15 protein-coding genes are annotated in these 15,243 nt (G+C 59.7%); 6 read left to right on the top strand and 9 right to left on the bottom strand.

Features of this window, described 5'->3' with window-relative positions; genetic code table 11:
- Position 1: 1 nt before the first annotated feature.
- From KUW67_RS10265 to KUW67_RS10255, 3 genes are all read right to left on the bottom strand, one after another.
- The gene (locus tag KUW67_RS10265) at positions 2–634 is read right to left on the bottom strand and encodes a LysE family translocator (protein WP_224825213.1); all 633 of its coding nucleotides are present in this window, start codon (positions 632–634) and stop codon (positions 2–4) included.
- A 1-nt stretch (position 635) separates the two neighbouring features.
- The gene (locus tag KUW67_RS10260) at positions 636–1,508 is read right to left on the bottom strand and encodes an S-methyl-5'-thioadenosine phosphorylase (RefSeq protein WP_224825212.1); all 873 of its coding nucleotides are present in this window, start codon (positions 1,506–1,508) and stop codon (positions 636–638) included.
- A gap of 90 nt (positions 1,509–1,598) precedes the next feature.
- Positions 1,599–2,201 (bottom strand): flavin reductase family protein, encoded by a 603-nt coding sequence (locus KUW67_RS10255; protein WP_224825211.1) that lies wholly within the window; start codon positions 2,199–2,201, stop codon positions 1,599–1,601.
- Between the two features lie 71 nt (positions 2,202–2,272).
- Here KUW67_RS10255 and KUW67_RS10250 point away from each other — a divergent pair, with 71 nt between their 5' ends.
- A complete protein-coding gene (locus KUW67_RS10250) occupies positions 2,273–2,773 on the top strand; it encodes a GNAT family N-acetyltransferase (protein ID WP_224825210.1) in 501 nt (166 codons plus the stop codon).
- A 51-nt stretch (positions 2,774–2,824) separates the two neighbouring features.
- Here the strand turns inward: KUW67_RS10250 and ptsP are convergent, their stop codons facing one another.
- The 5 genes from ptsP to KUW67_RS10225 all read right to left on the bottom strand — a co-directional run bounded on the left by ptsP (position 2,825) and on the right by KUW67_RS10225 (position 8,099).
- Positions 2,825–5,065 (bottom strand): phosphoenolpyruvate--protein phosphotransferase, encoded by a 2,241-nt coding sequence (gene ptsP, locus KUW67_RS10245; protein WP_224825209.1) that lies wholly within the window; start codon positions 5,063–5,065, stop codon positions 2,825–2,827.
- Between the two features lie 18 nt (positions 5,066–5,083).
- Complete coding sequence (locus KUW67_RS10240; RefSeq protein ID WP_224825208.1) at positions 5,084–6,322, bottom strand: aspartate kinase; 1,239 nt, start codon at positions 6,320–6,322, stop codon at positions 5,084–5,086.
- Between the two features lie 169 nt (positions 6,323–6,491).
- Complete coding sequence (locus KUW67_RS10235) at positions 6,492–7,139, bottom strand: SDR family NAD(P)-dependent oxidoreductase (RefSeq protein ID WP_224825207.1); 648 nt, start codon at positions 7,137–7,139, stop codon at positions 6,492–6,494.
- Between the two features lie 3 nt (positions 7,140–7,142).
- Positions 7,143–7,562, bottom strand: coding sequence for a DUF1178 family protein (locus tag KUW67_RS10230; protein ID WP_224825206.1), 420 nt, complete (start codon positions 7,560–7,562; stop codon positions 7,143–7,145).
- A 60-nt stretch (positions 7,563–7,622) separates the two neighbouring features.
- The gene (locus KUW67_RS10225) at positions 7,623–8,099 is read right to left on the bottom strand and encodes an NUDIX hydrolase (protein WP_224825205.1); all 477 of its coding nucleotides are present in this window, start codon (positions 8,097–8,099) and stop codon (positions 7,623–7,625) included.
- Between the two features lie 165 nt (positions 8,100–8,264).
- Here KUW67_RS10225 and KUW67_RS10220 point away from each other — a divergent pair, with 165 nt between their 5' ends.
- Both KUW67_RS10220 and KUW67_RS10215 read left to right on the top strand, forming a co-directional pair.
- Positions 8,265–8,804 carry a glutathione peroxidase gene (locus KUW67_RS10220; RefSeq protein WP_370634954.1) on the top strand — a complete coding sequence of 180 codons (540 nt, stop codon included), beginning with the start codon at positions 8,265–8,267 and terminating at the stop codon, positions 8,802–8,804.
- A 2-nt stretch (positions 8,805–8,806) separates the two neighbouring features.
- The gene (locus tag KUW67_RS10215) at positions 8,807–9,943 is read left to right on the top strand and encodes an acetoin utilization protein AcuC (RefSeq protein WP_224825441.1); all 1,137 of its coding nucleotides are present in this window, start codon (positions 8,807–8,809) and stop codon (positions 9,941–9,943) included.
- 95 nt (positions 9,944–10,038) lie between these two features.
- Here KUW67_RS10215 and KUW67_RS10210 read toward each other — a convergent pair whose 3' ends face one another.
- Positions 10,039–11,247: a 3-deoxy-D-manno-octulosonic acid transferase gene (locus tag KUW67_RS10210; protein WP_224825204.1), complete on the bottom strand. Its 1,209-nt coding sequence runs from the start codon at positions 11,245–11,247 to the stop codon at positions 10,039–10,041.
- Positions 11,248–12,177: 930 nt separating this feature from the next.
- On the opposite strand from KUW67_RS10210, the gene KUW67_RS10205 reads away from it, so the two are divergent.
- From KUW67_RS10205 to KUW67_RS10195, 3 genes are all read left to right on the top strand, one after another.
- Positions 12,178–12,987: a tetratricopeptide repeat protein gene (locus tag KUW67_RS10205; RefSeq protein WP_224825203.1), complete on the top strand. Its 810-nt coding sequence runs from the start codon at positions 12,178–12,180 to the stop codon at positions 12,985–12,987.
- Between the two features lie 16 nt (positions 12,988–13,003).
- The gene (locus tag KUW67_RS10200; protein ID WP_224825202.1) at positions 13,004–13,507 is read left to right on the top strand and encodes an invasion associated locus B family protein; all 504 of its coding nucleotides are present in this window, start codon (positions 13,004–13,006) and stop codon (positions 13,505–13,507) included.
- A gap of 83 nt (positions 13,508–13,590) precedes the next feature.
- Complete coding sequence (locus tag KUW67_RS10195) at positions 13,591–15,234, top strand: ShlB/FhaC/HecB family hemolysin secretion/activation protein (protein WP_224825201.1); 1,644 nt, start codon at positions 13,591–13,593, stop codon at positions 15,232–15,234.
- The last annotated feature ends 9 nt before the right edge of the window (positions 15,235–15,243 follow it).

The raw sequence follows: 15,243 nt of genomic DNA, 5'->3' as shown, positions 1-15,243 counted from the left end.
CTCAGGGTGTTGCGCGGCGCAGGGTGGCTGTGAGCGCGCCCATGCCGATGAGGGTAACGCCGCCTGCTTGGGTGAGGCGGCGCAGGATCAAAGGTTTGCGAATGTATTGCCGCATCTTGTCGGCAAGAAGCGCATAGACGAGCGCATTGATTGCGGCGAGGGCGACGAAGGTGGCGATCAGGATTGTTGCTTGCGGGATGTAGGCCGCCGTCGGGCTGATGAATTGCGGCACGAAGGCTATAAAAAAACCGATGCTTTTCGGGTTGAGCGCGGTGACAAGCGCCGTGTGCCCAAGGGCTTGGCGCGGGGTCGCGCTGGCGTCGGTCTCCATCAGGGATGCGCCTTCCTTTGGGGCGGAGCGGAGCATCTTGATGCCGAGATAAACCAGATAGAGTGCGCCGGCCCATTTCACGATCGTGAAGGCAGTGGCAGAGGTCGCGATGAGCGCGCCGAGGCCGATGAGCGAGGCGGTCATCGCGATCAAGTCGCCCAATGCCACTCCGGTGGCGGTTGCGACGGCGACCTTGCGGCCTTGGGTCAGAGCGTAGCTGAGGACCAGTAGCACGGTCGGGCCGGGGATTAGCAGCAGTGCCGTGGAGGCGGCGACGAAGGCCAACCAAAGATCGAGAGGCATGTTAGAGGACCCTTCCGGCGACGGCGTCGAGTTTTGCGACAAGCGCGGGATCGCGGTTGTCAGGTTGGGTGAGAATGGCGAATTCCAATGCGCGGTCGCAGCCATGATCGCAAGGTGCGCGCTCGGATCCAAGCAGTTTGGGCAACCGCGCGACGAGCCCGCGCGCATTGTCAGCATTGCCGATCAGCGTCTTGATGATCTCGGTCACATCAACCTCACCGTGGTCGGGGTGCCAGCTGTCATAATCGGTAATCATGGCGACGGAGGCGTAGCAAAGTTCGGCTTCGCGGGCGAGTTTCGCCTCGGGCATGTTGGTCATGCCGATCACGTCACAACCCCAGACCTCGCGATAGAGCTTGGATTCGGCCAGAGTAGAGAATTGCGGACCTTCCATGGCGAGATACGTGCCGCCTTTATGCACCTTGATGCCTTGGGCGGTCGCGGCCTCAAAACAGGCATCGCCAAGACGCGGGCAAGTGGGATGCGCCACGCTGACATGGGCAACGCAACCGGTGCCGAAGAATGATTTTTCCCGCGCGAAGGTGCGGTCGATGAACTGGTCGACGATCACGAAATCACCCGGCGCCATTTCCTCGCGGAACGAGCCGCAGGCGGAGACCGAGATGACATCCGTCACGCCCACCCGCTTCAACGCGTCGATATTCGCGCGGTAAGGAACCGTGGTGGGCGACAGTTTGTGACCCCGCGCGTGACGGGGCAGGAACACCATCTTCACGCCATCCAGATGACCGATCAAAAGATCATCACTAGGCGTGCCCCATGGGCTCTCAACAGAGGTCCACTCCGCGCCTTCCAGCCCATCAATCTCGTAAACGCCCGAGCCGCCGATGATGCCGATCACTGTGTCTGTCATGTGGGTCTCCTGTCCGTGCCGATCCTCAGCCTAACGGGCTAGTTTGGAATGAAAAGCGACTGTGGCCTTCATCTTTGCAAAAATACTCAATCACTCGGGCCGTTTGATGGAAAACGCATCAGTGACGCGGGTGTAATCCATGTATCCAAGGCGGGCGAGGGCTTGGAAGCTGGTGATGTCAAAGAGGCCGTCTTTCAAACAATCGTCACGGATATGCACGCCGGTGACTTCCCCGAAGCACGCGAGGTTTGCGGCTCCGGGCAGTTGCAAGATCTGGGTGAGCTTACATTCGAGGGAGGCGGGCGCATTGGCTACGTGGGGGCAGTCAATGGTCTCGCATGCCGCCTTTTCGATCCCCGCGAGCGCGAATTCATCGGTCTCTTTGTCCCACGCCCCAGAGGTCTGGTTCATGCTGTCACGCGCTGCATACTCGACGATGTTGACGCTGAATACGCCTGTGTCGCGGATATTGGCGATGCTGTCTTTGGTGTCACCGCGATCTTCCTTGGCGGAGGTCGAGGCAAACATGACCTGCGGCGGCATATAGGCGACTGCGTTGAAAAACGAATAGGGCGCAAGGTTGTGCGACCCGTCCGCCCCGCGTGTCGCGATCCAGCCGATGGGGCGCGGGGCGACGATGGCGTTGAACGGGTTATGCGGCAGGCCGTGGCCGTCTTCGGGTCTGTAGAACATCGCGATTTCCCCTGTTTGCCCAAGGGTTAGCCACGTGCTAGGCGCGATACCAGCTAAAAACGAGGGCAGGCGTGTATCGGATCGCGGCAGAGCAGACAGAAGATTGGTGGGAGGTCGAAGCCCTCTATGATCTGTGCTTTGCACCGGGGCGCGAGGCGTTGTCCTCCTATCGCTTGCGTGATGGAGTGCCGCCGGTGGCCGAGCTGTCACGCGTGGCACGCGATGATCTGGGCGTTTTGGGTGGGGCGATCCGGTTCTGGCCGGTGCGCTTGGGCGATGCAGAGGCGTTGCTTTTAGGTCCGATTGCGGTGCACCCGACGCGACAAGGTGAGGGGCTGGGTGGGCTCTTGATGCAAGACAGTCTGGCCGCAGCGGCGGCTGCCGGATGGGCGCGTGTGGTGCTAGTGGGCGATGCGCCCTATTACAGGAAATTCGGGTTTCGGAGGCTGGAGGGTGTCAAGATGCCACCACCGACCAATCCCGAGCGTGTGTTGGGCCTGGAGTTAGTTCCGGGCGCTTGGGCTAAGATCAGCGTGCCGGTCGATGTAAAGCCCGCCGCGCCCCAGACTTGATCCGGGGCCTTGCGGGGCGGGCCGAGGTCCCGGATCACGTCCGGGACGGGGTCAGTGTTTGGCGAGGTAGTCCATCACCGCAGGGCGGACGGATTGGGAACCACTGTCGCGTGCCTCATCAATGACAGCTTTGACGTCATCCAGATTATGCTGCCGTAACAAATGCTTGACCGGACCGATAGAGGCCGGGCGCATCGACAGGCCGCGCATGCCGATAGCGGCAAAACACAAGGCTTCCACCGGGCGGCCAGCGTCTTCGCCACAGAAACTCAGCGCCGTGTTGGTGGCTTGGCAGCGATGCACGATGGTTTCCAGAAAACTCAGAAAACTGACGTTGAGCGTGTCATAGCGACGGCGCACGCGCTCGTTCTCGCGGTCGGCGGCAAAGAAGAACTGTTTCAGATCGTTGCCGCCGATGGAGAGGAATTCGACTTCTTCAAAGAACTGATTAGGCGCAAACGCCAGCGATGGGGTTTCCAGCATCGCGCCGACCTCGACAGAGGCGGGCAAGACGTGGCCCAGCTTGCGTTCGCGTTCCAATGTGCGGTCAAACTCGGCCTTCGCCGCGCGGTATTCGTCGTATTGGGCGACGAAGGGGAACATCACTGTCAGCGGGCGTCCGTTGGCGGCCCGGATCAGCGCTTGCAACTGCATCCGCATGACACCGGGTTTATCGAGGCCAACGCGGATCGCGCGCCAGCCAAGGGCCGGGTTCGGCTCGTCATTGGGTTTCATATAGGGCAGCACTTTGTCGGATCCGATATCGAGCGTGCGGAACACGACGCGCTTACCTTGAGCGGCGTCCAGCACACGGGAATACAGCGCCGAGAGCTCGGCCCGGCGGGGCATCTGGTTGCGTACGAGAAACTGCAGCTCGGTCCGGAAGAGGCCGACGCCTTCAGCACCGGAGCCTTCAAGTGATGGCAGATCGGCCATCAGGCCTGCGTTCATATGCAGCGATACAACAGAGCCGCATTTAGCCTTCGCGGGCTTGTCGCGCAGGGAGGTGTAGCGCTCCTGCGCTTTGGCCAGCATCGCGATTTTGTCGCGAAACGCGGTGACAACGGTGTCGTCGGGGCGCAGATGGACGATACCTTGTTCGCCATCGACCATGACGTTGTCGCCGTTCAGCGCCTCGGTGGTGATCTTGGACGCGTGGATCACCAGCGGGATCGCCAGCGCGCGCGCGACAATGGCGGCGTGGGAGCCGACAGAGCCTTGTTCCAGCACGATGGCCTTGAGCGAACGGCCATAATCCAGCAATTCGGCGGGGCCGATATTGCGCGCCACAAGCACGGGATCATCGGGCATTTCAGCGCCGGTATCGGCCCCTTGGCCGGTCAGAATACGCAGCAGGCGATTGCTGAGATCGTCCAGATCATGGAGCCGTTCGCGCAGATAGGAATCGTTGGACTGCGTCATGCGGTTGCGAGCGATGGATTGCTCTTTCTCGACGGCGGCTTCGGCAGACAGCCCGCGCGAGATGTCTTCTTCCATCCGGCGCAGCCAGCCTTTGGAATTGGCAAACATCCGGTAGGCTTCAAGAACTTGCAGCTGTTCAGCGTCGCCAGCGCGTGCGCCTGCCAGCATATCGTCGACAGAGACGCGCAGGGTGTCGACTGCATCGCGCAGGCGGCCTGCTTCAACCTCGGGATCATCGGCGATGGGGTTCGTGACGACAACGCGGGGTTCGTGCAGGTAAACCCGGCCTTCGGCCGCGCCTTCCTGCCCGACAGTGCCCCGGATCATCACGGGTTGCTGATGGCGCGCGGAGAGTGCGGCCCCTTCGCCAAGGAAGGCACCAAGTTCGGTCATCTCGGCAATGACCATGGCGACGACTTCCAGCGCGTAGACCTCATCGCCAGAATACTCGCGGGCGTCTTTGGATTGCACGACCAGGACACCAAGGGCCTCGCCAAGCCGCTGGATCGGGACACCGAGGAAGGAGGAATAAATCTCCTCCCCCGTCTCTGGCATGAAGCGGAAACCGGGGGCTTGGGGGGCATTCGCGGTGTTGACGATGCGGCCCTTCTTGGCGACGCGGCCCACCAGACCTTCGCCAAGGCGCATGCGGGTCTCGTGCACGGCTTCTGGGTTCAAACCTTCGGTGGCGCAAAGCTCAAGCGTTTCGGGGTCACGGAACAGATAGATCGAGCACACTTCGGTGCGCATCGAATCGGCGATCAGATGGGTGATGCGATCAAGTCGTGCTTGCCCTGCGCTGTCCTCAGCCAGAGTGTCCCGCAAGCGTTGCAACAGCTTGCGACTTTGGGTTTCCAGTCTTTCGGGCATGAAACGGGGGGTGCCCCTTTAGGCTGCTTTCTCCAACTCGAAAGCATCATGCAGGGCTTGCACGGCAAGTTCCATATATTTCCGATCAATGAGAACGGAAATTTTTATCTCTGAAGTTGTAATGACCTTGATATTGATCCCCTCAGAGGAGAGTGCGTCGAACATTTTGGCGGCCACACCTGCATGGCTGCGCATGCCGATCCCCACGACCGAGACCTTGGCAACGTCGGTATCTGCGACCAGCTGCTGGTAGTTGATCTCGCCCGATGTCTGGGCGTCTTCCATCGCCTTCTCTGCGCGCTTTACCTGATCGACAGGGCACGAAAAGGTCATGTCTGTGCGCCCCTCTTCCGAGATGTTCTGCACGATCATATCGACATTGACGCCCGCTTCCGAGAGCGGGCCGAAGATAGCAGCGGCGATACCGGGGCGGTCGGCCACGGACAGAAGGGTCATTTTGGCTTCATCACGCGAATACGCGACACCGGCGACGACATTGGATTCCATGATTTCCTCCTCATCGCAGACAAGGGTGCCTGCCTCGTCTGATTGTTCTTCAAAGCTGGAAAGCACCCGCAGCTTGACCTTGTAGCGCATCGCCAGCTCGACCGAGCGGGTTTGCAGGACTTTTGCGCCCAAGGACGCCAACTCCAGCATCTCCTCGAACGCGATCTTGTCGAGCTTGCGGGCCTTGGAGCTGATCCGCGGGTCGGTCGTGTAGACGCCATCCACATCCGTATAGATATCGCAGCGCTCAGCCCCGAAAGCAGCGGCAAAAGCAACGGCGGTGGTGTCAGAGCCGCCCCGGCCCAGCGTCGTGATGCGGCCTTCGGGGGAGATGCCCTGAAAGCCTGCGACCACGGCCACGCGCATGCCTTCGGCAAACTTGGCGTTGATATTGTCGGTCGGAATTTCCTCGATCCGGGCGGAGGCGTGGGCGGAGGTCGTTTTCAGAGGCACCTGCCAGCCTTGCCAGCTGCGCGCGGGCACGTCCATTTCCTGCAAGGTCAGCGACATCAGGCCTGCGGTGACATTCTCGCCCGAGCTGACGACCGCATCATATTCGCGCGCATCAAAAAGCGGCGAAGTCTCGTTCACCCAGCCGACCAGTTCATTGGTTTTTCCTGACATGGCCGAGACAATGACGATCACGTCATAGCCCTTTGCCACTTCGACGCCGACCCGCTTGGCGGCGCGTTTGATGCGGTCGAGCGTGGCAACGGATGTGCCGCCGAATTTCATCACCAGAACTGGCATTTTAGATGTCCCTTACGTTCTGGCGGGGGTCATATGGGATGGGGCGGGAGAGGGCAAGGTCTTGCGCCACACGCCTTCGGCGCGCGTTGCGGTGCTGGGGGGCTTTGCCTCTATCGCCCTTGTGCCTGAACCAATCGCAATCCGCTGGATATCTGGAAAAAGCGAAAGGTCAGTAGGGGTGGGGTTCGCCCTCAAAGGTCTCGAAGCACCCCGTGGTGTCGAGGCTCAGCGCGTCGAAGCGTTTGATCAGACCTGCGGCAGAGGCTTGCGGGGTGGTGGGGGCGGTGCCGCCACCCATATCGGTCGAGACCCAGCCGGGGTGATAGATGCCCACAGCGATGCCCAGATCATGCAGATCGGTGGCCAGGTTGCGGCCCAGGTTAAGAGCTGCGGCTTTGGAAGCGCGATAGATATAGCTGCCGCCTGGGGCGCGCTCGTGGGAGGCCATCTGTGACGAAAGGATCGCGATTTTGGGCTGCGCGCTGGATTGCAACTGCGGCAGCAGCGCCTGGACCGTCAGAAAAACGCCAGTGACATTGACCGCGAAGCTTTGCGCCCAAAGCTCCGGCGCGTAGCCATTGGCAAGGTTTTGGCCCTTGTCCAGATAGACGCCTGCATTGCAGACCAGCAAGTCGATCGTTTGGCCGTCAAGTTTATGTGCGAGAGCGGTCACAGAGGTGGCGTCGGTCACATCAAGATTAAGCAGGTCTGCGTTGGGCGCGCGCGCGGTGCCTTGAGCCTCGCGATTGGCCGCGTGATATTGCGTCAGCAGCTCTGCGCCAATGCCGCGATTGGCGCCGGTGATAAGGATTGTCATCGCTTAGTTCGTCTTTCTATTGGGGTTGAAAGGCAGTGGTACGACCGGGACGCCATCTTCGATCAAAGCGCGGGCCTCTTTGGCGTTTGCCTCGCCATAGATCGCGCGATCCGGGGCGCTGCCGTCATGGATCTCTCGCGCTTCTTTGGCAAAGCTCTTGCCGACATAATCCGCGTTTTCTTCGACATGTTTGCGCATCTCGGCCACGGCCTGTTCTGCGGGGCTGGCCGGGGCGGACAGCGGCGCGTCGTCGTCGCGGGCGGCGCTCACGCGGGGGGCCATAATGTCTTTCTCTACACCGGTCGAGCCGCAGATCGCGCAAGCGACATGGCCTTGCGCCTTCAGCGTCTCGAAAGCTTCGCCAGAGGCGAACCAGCTTTCAAAGCGGTGGTCTTTGTCGCATTTCAAAGCAAATCGGATCATCAGGGGTCCCAATAGCTGACCCGCGATATGTAACCGGATCAGCCATGCCTTCAAGCATGCCTAGCGCCGCAGTAGCCGCGGATCGAAGCCTTTGAGGATCGCGCGCAGCTCAGGCTCGCTGATCTTTTCGGCTGCACGTTTAATGGGCAGCCATTTGCGGCGGCGCTCGTTCTTTTCGGGATAGGTGCTGAGCACGCGTTTGACCTTGAGCGGGAAAACCATGGCCAGACAGGGTAAGTCGGGGCCGTTCTCCATCACCTTGTTATAAGAATAGACGCCGACGCAGACGTCATAGGGTTTGCCACGCACACCGGCTTCCTCGAACGCCTCTTCGGCGGCGGATTGGGCGGGGGTCATGCCATCCATTGGCCAGCCCTTGGGCAGAATCCAGCGCTTCGTGCCGCGGCTGGTAATCAGCATCACCTGCACCTTGTCCTGCACGATGCGAAACGGCAGCGCGGCAAATTGGGTGCGCACGTCGCGCTTTGCGGCGTCTCCCAGAGAGATGGGGTGTTGGTGAATACGCATAATGGACATGGAATTCTGAATAACGGCGGCTATCTGTTTGTCTGCTATCTTTGTAAAGATACTGTTTTTTGTCGTGAATGCGATACTTAACTCGGATTTCACGGCGGTTTGACACCACAAACAGCGCCGAATGTGGCAAATTCCACCACATTTGGTTGCCTGGAGGAGGATCAAATGACCGATAAACCGACCCGACGTATGGTTCTGGGTGGTCTGACTGCGATGCTTGCGGCACCCGCCTTTGGCGAAACCGGCACATTTCGGTTTCCGTCGATTGATGGCGGTGAATACCGGCTGAGCGATTGGGCTGGACGCCCGGTTCTGGTGGTAAATACCGCCTCGCTATGTGGATTTACTGATCAGTATGAAGGGCTGCAGGCGCTCCAGGACCGCTTTGCGGATCAAGGGCTTGTGGTGCTGGCAGTCCCGTCGAATGATTTTCGGCAGGAGCTGGCAAGCGAAGACGAGGTCAAGGAGTTTTGCGAGATGACCTTCGGGCTGGATCTGCCAATGACCGAGATCACATCGGTGCGCGGACCCGGCGCGCATCCGTTTTATGCGTGGTTGCGCGCCACTCATGATTTCACACCGCGCTGGAATTTCAACAAAGTGCTGATCGGCGCGGATGGTCGGTTCATTGAGGCGTTCGGATCAAACGTGCGACCCACGTCGCGCAAGCTGGTGCAAGCCATCGAGGGGCAGCTGACCTCGTGAGCCTGACGGCCCCGCTTTTTCTGGGCTCCGAAATCTATCGCGGCTCAAGTTATGGCGATTGGCATCCGCTGAGGGTGCCGCGCGTTTCAACCGCGATGGATCTGAGCCGAGCGTTGGGATGGCTGCCCGACCAGCAGTATGTGAACTCGCCGCGTGCCAAGCCAAAGGCGCTGCATGTCTGGCATGAGCCGGACTATGTGGCGGCGTTACAAAGGGCAGAGGCAACGCAAGAGATTTCCGAGGAAGATTGCAAGCGGTTTCAGCTGGGCACGGTGTCGAACCCGATTTATCCAGAGGTGTATCGGCGGCCTGCCACAGCGGCTGGTGCCTCACTTTTGTCGGGTGAATTGCTGCGCGATGGTGGTGTGATTTATCATCCCGGCGGCGGCACGCATCACGGGATGCCGGGCTATGCGAATGGCTTTTGCTACCTCAACGACCCGGTGCTGGCGATCCTGTCGCTCAAGCGCAACGGCGCGCGGCGGGTGGCCTATATCGATATCGACGCCCACCACGCGGATGGGGTTGAGCATGGGTTTGCGGATGATCCCGACACATTGCTGATTTCCGTGCACGAAGAGGGGCGCTGGCCGCGCACAGGCGCTTTGACGGATCGCGGGGTTGGGCAGGTGTTTAATCTGCCCGTGCCGCGCGGGCTGAATGACACTGAGATGGCGATGGTACGAGATCGGCTGATCGTGCCGCTGGTGTCGGATTTCGCGCCGGATGCCATTGTTTTGCAATGCGGTGCGGACGCGGTAGAGGAAGATCCGCTGTCGAAACTGACCTTGTCTAACAATGCCCATTGGGCTGTGGTGTCGGCTTTGAAAGCACTCAGCGCGCCGCGTTTTCTGGTGCTAGGCGGGGGCGGATATAACCCTTGGAGCGTTGGGCGTCTCTGGACAGGCGTTTGGGGTGTGCTGAATGGACATCACGTGCCGGACGTTCTGCCAGTAGAAGCGCAAGAAGTGTTGTTGGCGCTACGCTGGGATGGCGCGCGGCGTGGCAAGAACCGCCCCGAGCATTGGGTGACCACGTTGCGCGATGCGCCGCGGGAAGGATCAGTGCGAACTGCGCTGCGCGACCGGGTAGACTGGCTTTTGAGCGATCAGACGACGCAGGCCTTGCGGGTCGGGTAGGAATGCCCTGACGGGCGGTGGCCTCCGGCGGGGGAGCGCGCGCGTCGTGGTTCGGGCCCGTGTGGTTCGGTTCTTGGTGGTTCGTTGGGGAAGCGTCAGAGCGTTTTACGGATCGCGTCGATCAACGGATCAAGACTGCCTTTCTGGGCATGATAGGCCTGTGCAGCTTGGCCCATATCGCGCAGTTTGGACGTCTTGGGCAGCGCGATGAACGCGTCTTTCAATGCTTCTGCGTTCGGTAGAATCTGCGCGGCCCCGGCATTTTGAAGCGCCTCAAAATGCGGCTCGAAATTCTCGATATGCGGCCCGGTGAGAAGGGCCATGCCATGGGCGGCAGGCTCGAACGGGGTATGGCCCCCTTTCTCCACAAGGGACCCGCCGATAAAACACAGCCCCGAAGCGTCATACCAGTGCGCCATTTCGCCCATCGTATCGGCAAGCCAGATCGGTGTGGTCTCGTCAAAAGCCGCGCCAGCGCTGCGTTGGGCGATGGCAAGCCCATGCTGGGCGGCCGCCTCTATCACTGCAGATGCGCGGCGCGGATGGCGGGGGGCGATGATCAACCGGAGCTTGGGGTTCAGCCTATGGGCCGCCGCAAAGGCTGCAATCACCTGCACGTCCTCGCCGTCATGGGTCGAGGCAGCAAGAATTGTCTGCGCGCGATCTGTCTTTGGCGGCGTGACCTTGGGCGGAGTATAGAAGAGCTTGAGGTTCAACTCGGACAGCATCTTGGCTTCTGGCAATCCCAAATCGAGAAAGCGCTGAGACGATGCAGGATCTTGCGGGGAGAGCGCGGTGATGCCTTGCGTCATGCGCTGGGCCAATTTCGGCAAATAGCGCCATCGTCGGGCTGAGGTTTTGGACAGACGGGCACCCGCAACCAATACCGGCACCCCACGCGCATGGGCGGTGAGGATCTTATTGGGCCAGAACTCATTCTCGATGATCAGGATAGCGGCGGGCTTTACGACCTTCAGAAAGCCCTCGATACGCCAACGCAGATCAAGCGGCGCATAGCTGACATGGCTGCGCGGGAGGTCCCATCCCCGGACCGCCTCCACCGCGCTGGGGGTGTTGACCGTGATGGCAAGATGCAGCGCAGGATCGCGTTCCAGAAGAGCGATCAAGAGCGGTATGGCAGAGGTAATCTCGCCATTGCTCGCCGCATGGATCCAAAGCGTGCGATTTGCGCTGGCCAAAGGATGACTGGGAAAAATCGCCTCGCGCGCGCCGCCTGCGCGCCAAATGCGATGCGCCCAAAGCAGCGGGGCCGCAAGGCCGATGAGGAGGCGGTAGATCCACATCCTCTTGGCTTAGAGGGCGCACCGCGCAGGCTCAAGACTGGAATTGAGCATGCGTTGATGTTTGGCCTGTCGAGGTGTCGGCGCCGTCAGCTTGGGCGGTGGTAGCAGAGTGAGCCATTGACGCTGTTTGCTCTGGGCAAATGTGCTACCTGACCGAAAGCTTGAGTTGCTGCTGTCTGACAGTCAGACCGTGCTGGTTTCTGCTGGTGGCTTTGACGCCCGTGATGACGCCGGGTGTGATAATGTCTACGGCATTGAGGTCATCGTCAGTCATGTCACCCGCAAGCGGTCGCGGTCACAGTCAGGGATACGTTGGAACCTTTGGACTTGAGCGGCCAACAACCGGACAGGGATTGATTACTCAGGGCGACGCGGCGGGGGAAGAGGCTGGCTTTGCTGTACCCGCTGCCGGGGATATGAATGGGGACGGTTTGACGATCAGATTATTGGTCCGCCTCAGGGCGACGATGGCGGCCTTGAGATGGGAGAGGCCACGTTATCTATGGCGGTTCAACGGGGACGGAAAGCACCACGTCGGTGTCGGGTGTGGGAAAAAAAGTGCTGCCGATCATCAGCGCTGCATTTGGGGTCTGCACTGCAAGAGCGCGCAACTGGAGGTAGAGCGTGTTCCTGCGTTTCTGAGATCCTGTGCTTATGATTGCATCAATATCCGTTTGGTCGATAGAACCGTAGCTTATCCGGACATGTATGGCGTAAGAGCGCAAATGCTTGTGTAAAGAACACGGCTGTCCTTTGCTTTGTGAAAATACCGTAAAAGTTGTTTACAGCGCTATTCACAATTCCTAAGGCGTACTTAAAAGCACCTCTATCCCATTCACCCAATGAGGCTCAGGCGAACCACTTACAAAGAGAAATGTACGGCGCAAGTCTCAGAAACATAACCAATCTGACCTTTATAAAGAGGACTCAATGAGTATCTTCAACCCTATCCTGGGGCTTTGTGTTGCTGGTTCTATCGCGACTGCAGCGCATGCTGATGTTGAAACGGGCATCGTCCATCTTGAAGCGGGTGACATTGCGAACGCTGTCACCGCATTTCAAACCGGATTTGACGCCGGGGACGCCGATGGGGCTTTTTACCTTGGTCGGTTGTTTGAGCTGGGCTTGGGCACCGATGTCGATCTGCAGCGTGCCGCGGCATTGTACCGGGCAGGCGCAGATGCGGGGAGTGCCAAGGCGCAACACCGGCTTGGTCTGATGCATCTCGAAGGTGCCACGGTTTTGCAAGATTTCGGACGGGCAGCCGAACTGATCTGCGATGCTGCTGAAACCGGCGATCCGGAGGCGCAGTTCAACTGTGGCTTGCTGCACGCCCAAGGTCGGGGTGTTGCTGCAGATCAAGCGCAGGCGGTAACGCTTTGGACAGCAGCGGCGGCGCAGCATCATGTTGCAGCGCATAATCTTCTGGGCCAAGCCTATCAGGAAGGGGCGGGTATAACCCAAGACAATGTGCAAGCCGTTTATCATTTTGCCAAAACCGCTGCCGCAGGCAATGCGATGGGCCTTTACGAGGTTGCGCGGGCGCATGCATCCGGCGAAGGCCTCGCGTTGGACCCGGTCAAGGCGCATGGTTTCGCCAATCTCGCCGCAGTGCGCGGTTTGGGTGAGGCGCAGGCGCTGCGAGATCGCCTGAGCACAGAACTGAACGCGGACGAGCTTGCACAAGCGCACGCATTTGCCCGTGACTGGAAAGCTGTTCCTATCGATCAGGCGCAGTGAACTGGTTGGCGCGCCTATGATCTTCCGACTGCTCCTGCTCTGTACTGTGCTGATAGGTGCGCCTGTCAACGGGGTTGCACAACCGGTTCCGCAGGACACGCGTGTTTTTCAGGATTGGCGCTTGATCTGTGCCGATCAGGCCGATGAAGATATCGCGGGCAGTTGCCAAATCGTACCCAGTGGTGATCCACAAGAAGTCGTTTTGTTTAGTATCTCAGCTGATCCGGAAGGTGCCGGCGCATATGGCGTTATCACTGCTCCGGTCGGGATTTACCTGATCCCTGGGGTTCAGCTGCGAGTCGATCAACGGCGCCCATTCAAGGCGCTCTACGAGGTGTGTGATCAAACCGGGTGCCATGCAGGCTTTAAAGTTTCGGGTGCCTTGCTGAAAGCGTTTCAGCAAGGGCTTAATCTGCGCTTGCGGGTCTGGACCGAGGACGCGAAAGGCACCGAGTTCAACTTCTCGCTGCGCGGGTTCTCTGCCGCCTATCAGGCATTGTTGGAGAGCCGCGCACCATGAACGGGCTTCATGCAAAACGCGCCTTTTGGGGATGGCTTGCAAGCATTTCTGTATGGTGTGCAGGCCCTGCGGCAGCTCAAGACGTGCCCGCGCGAGATTTGCGCACCCTCGATGAAGAGGTGCGACGGCAGGAGCAGGCGCAAGCGGAGGCTGCCGAGAGGGCGCGTCGCGCACAGATAGAGGCACGGGCGCGACAGACGGCACCCGTTGCGACGGGGTTTGATCCTTTCGCGCCGCCCTCTGGCGGGCCATGCTTCGAGATTGAGGATATCATCCTCAGCGGCTTTGATCCTTTCGGTGCGCCTCCGCTCGGGTATCGCGATCTTGCAGGGACCTGTGCCACCGCTGCGGATATCGCAGCGGCGCTGAATGCCATCAACAGCTACTACCAGCAAGAGGGGTATATCACGACCCGGGCCTACGTCCCGCAGCAGGACGTGGCCGATGGATCGCTTGAAATCACAATCGTTCCGGGGCGGCTTGAAGGCTATGTCTATGCGGATGGCAGCCCGTCTGACACGCGTATTTGGGCAGCGTTTCCCACTGGGCGGGGCGATCTGCTGTCGTTGCGCGATCTGGAGCAGGGGCTGGAAAACCTTAATGCGCTACGATCGACCAGCAGCCGGTTTGAATTGATCCCCGGCGAGGTTGCAGGTGGCTCTTTCGTGCAGGTTGATCTGCAACAGGATCGACCATGGCATCTGGGCGTTGAGTTGGACAATTCGGGATTTGAAAGCACTGGAGAGATCAAGGCAACGGCGCGTCTGGGGTTCGACAATGTGCTGGGGCTGAATGACTCTCTCACATTGCGAACGAGTGCCGTCGCGTTTGAGAACCGTAACAAGAAATACTCCGATAACGTGTCGCTAAATTGGGCAGTGCCATTCGGCTACTGGTCCTTTGGTCTTGGAAAGGGCACCAGCCGCTACGCTTACGCTTTGTCCGGGATCAACCAGTCTTACATGATCGAGGGCCAGTCACGCTACACGACCTTCTCTGCAGAGCGTTTGCTGACGCGCAGCCAGACCACGCGGATCTATGGCTACGGTGATCTCGACATTCTACGCACCCGCACATTCATCGACGATGTTGAGCTCAAGGCGCAGCGTCGCAACCTGACCGTCGCGTCCCTTGGGGTGAGGGGCGACAGTCGCTGGGGCGACGGGCGGTTGCGATGGGATTTAAGCACGCGCTTCGGCCTTGATGCGTTTGACGCCTATGTGATCGACGACAGTTCCATTGACCTGCAATTTCGGTTTGTGCAGGGCCGCCTGGATTATGCCTTGCCATTGGGAAAGAGCGGCCTGACCTACAATGCCACGTTCTTTGCGCAGCAATCCAATGATATTCTGCCCGGCAGCGAGCAGATCAGCATTGGCAGCTGGTCCACCGTGCGCGGGTTTCACGGCGATAGCCTATATGGCGAAAGCGGAGCCTATCTGCGCAACACGCTGATCTGGGATGCGGATCTGATCTCGGCGATGGATCTGCGCCTGACTGCAGGGCTCGATATCGGTTACGTCGAACCCTCGGACCTGCGTCGCTGGTCGCAAGATCACATCGCGGGTGTTAGCCTTGGGGCAGATATTCAGGTGCAGGAAGATGCTGTCTTGTCATTGCAGATCGCCCGCGCTGTCAGCCGCCCGGATCAAAGCGGACCTGACGAGCAGCCTGCCTTCGAGGAGGATGACATTGTTGGGTATTTTAACCTTCAGGTGGAGTTCTAGGTCGTGAGA

The sequence above is a fragment of the Cognatishimia sp. MH4019 genome (genome assembly GCF_020177595.1).
Lineage (GTDB): Bacteria > Pseudomonadota > Alphaproteobacteria > Rhodobacterales > Rhodobacteraceae > JAHTBL01.
The sequence above is the reverse complement of the archived record's forward strand: the minus strand, read 5'-3'. Positions and strand labels throughout refer to the sequence as shown.

What these genes read in the sequence shown, in the direction of transcription:
- KUW67_RS10265 (WP_224825213.1), bottom strand. Translation starts at nt 634, where the DNA reads ATGCCTCTCGATCTTTGGTTGGCCTTCGTCGCCGCCTCCACGGCACTG.
- KUW67_RS10260 (WP_224825212.1), bottom strand. Translation starts at nt 1,508, where the DNA reads ATGACAGACACAGTGATCGGCATCATCGGCGGCTCGGGCGTTTACGAG.
- KUW67_RS10255 (WP_224825211.1), bottom strand. Translation starts at nt 2,201, where the DNA reads ATGTTCTACAGACCCGAAGACGGCCACGGCCTGCCGCATAACCCGTTC.
- ptsP (WP_224825209.1), bottom strand. Translation starts at nt 5,065, where the DNA reads ATGCCCGAAAGACTGGAAACCCAAAGTCGCAAGCTGTTGCAACGCTTG.
- KUW67_RS10240 (WP_224825208.1), bottom strand. Translation starts at nt 6,322, where the DNA reads ATGCCAGTTCTGGTGATGAAATTCGGCGGCACATCCGTTGCCACGCTC.
- KUW67_RS10235 (WP_224825207.1), bottom strand. Translation starts at nt 7,139, where the DNA reads ATGACAATCCTTATCACCGGCGCCAATCGCGGCATTGGCGCAGAGCTG.
- KUW67_RS10230 (WP_224825206.1), bottom strand. Translation starts at nt 7,562, where the DNA reads ATGATCCGATTTGCTTTGAAATGCGACAAAGACCACCGCTTTGAAAGC.
- KUW67_RS10225 (WP_224825205.1), bottom strand. Translation starts at nt 8,099, where the DNA reads ATGTCCATTATGCGTATTCACCAACACCCCATCTCTCTGGGAGACGCC.
- KUW67_RS10220 (WP_370634954.1), top strand. Translation starts at nt 8,265, where the DNA reads ATGACCGATAAACCGACCCGACGTATGGTTCTGGGTGGTCTGACTGCG.
- KUW67_RS10210 (WP_224825204.1), bottom strand. Translation starts at nt 11,247, where the DNA reads ATGTGGATCTACCGCCTCCTCATCGGCCTTGCGGCCCCGCTGCTTTGG.
- KUW67_RS10205 (WP_224825203.1), top strand. Translation starts at nt 12,178, where the DNA reads ATGAGTATCTTCAACCCTATCCTGGGGCTTTGTGTTGCTGGTTCTATC.
- KUW67_RS10200 (WP_224825202.1), top strand. Translation starts at nt 13,004, where the DNA reads ATGATCTTCCGACTGCTCCTGCTCTGTACTGTGCTGATAGGTGCGCCT.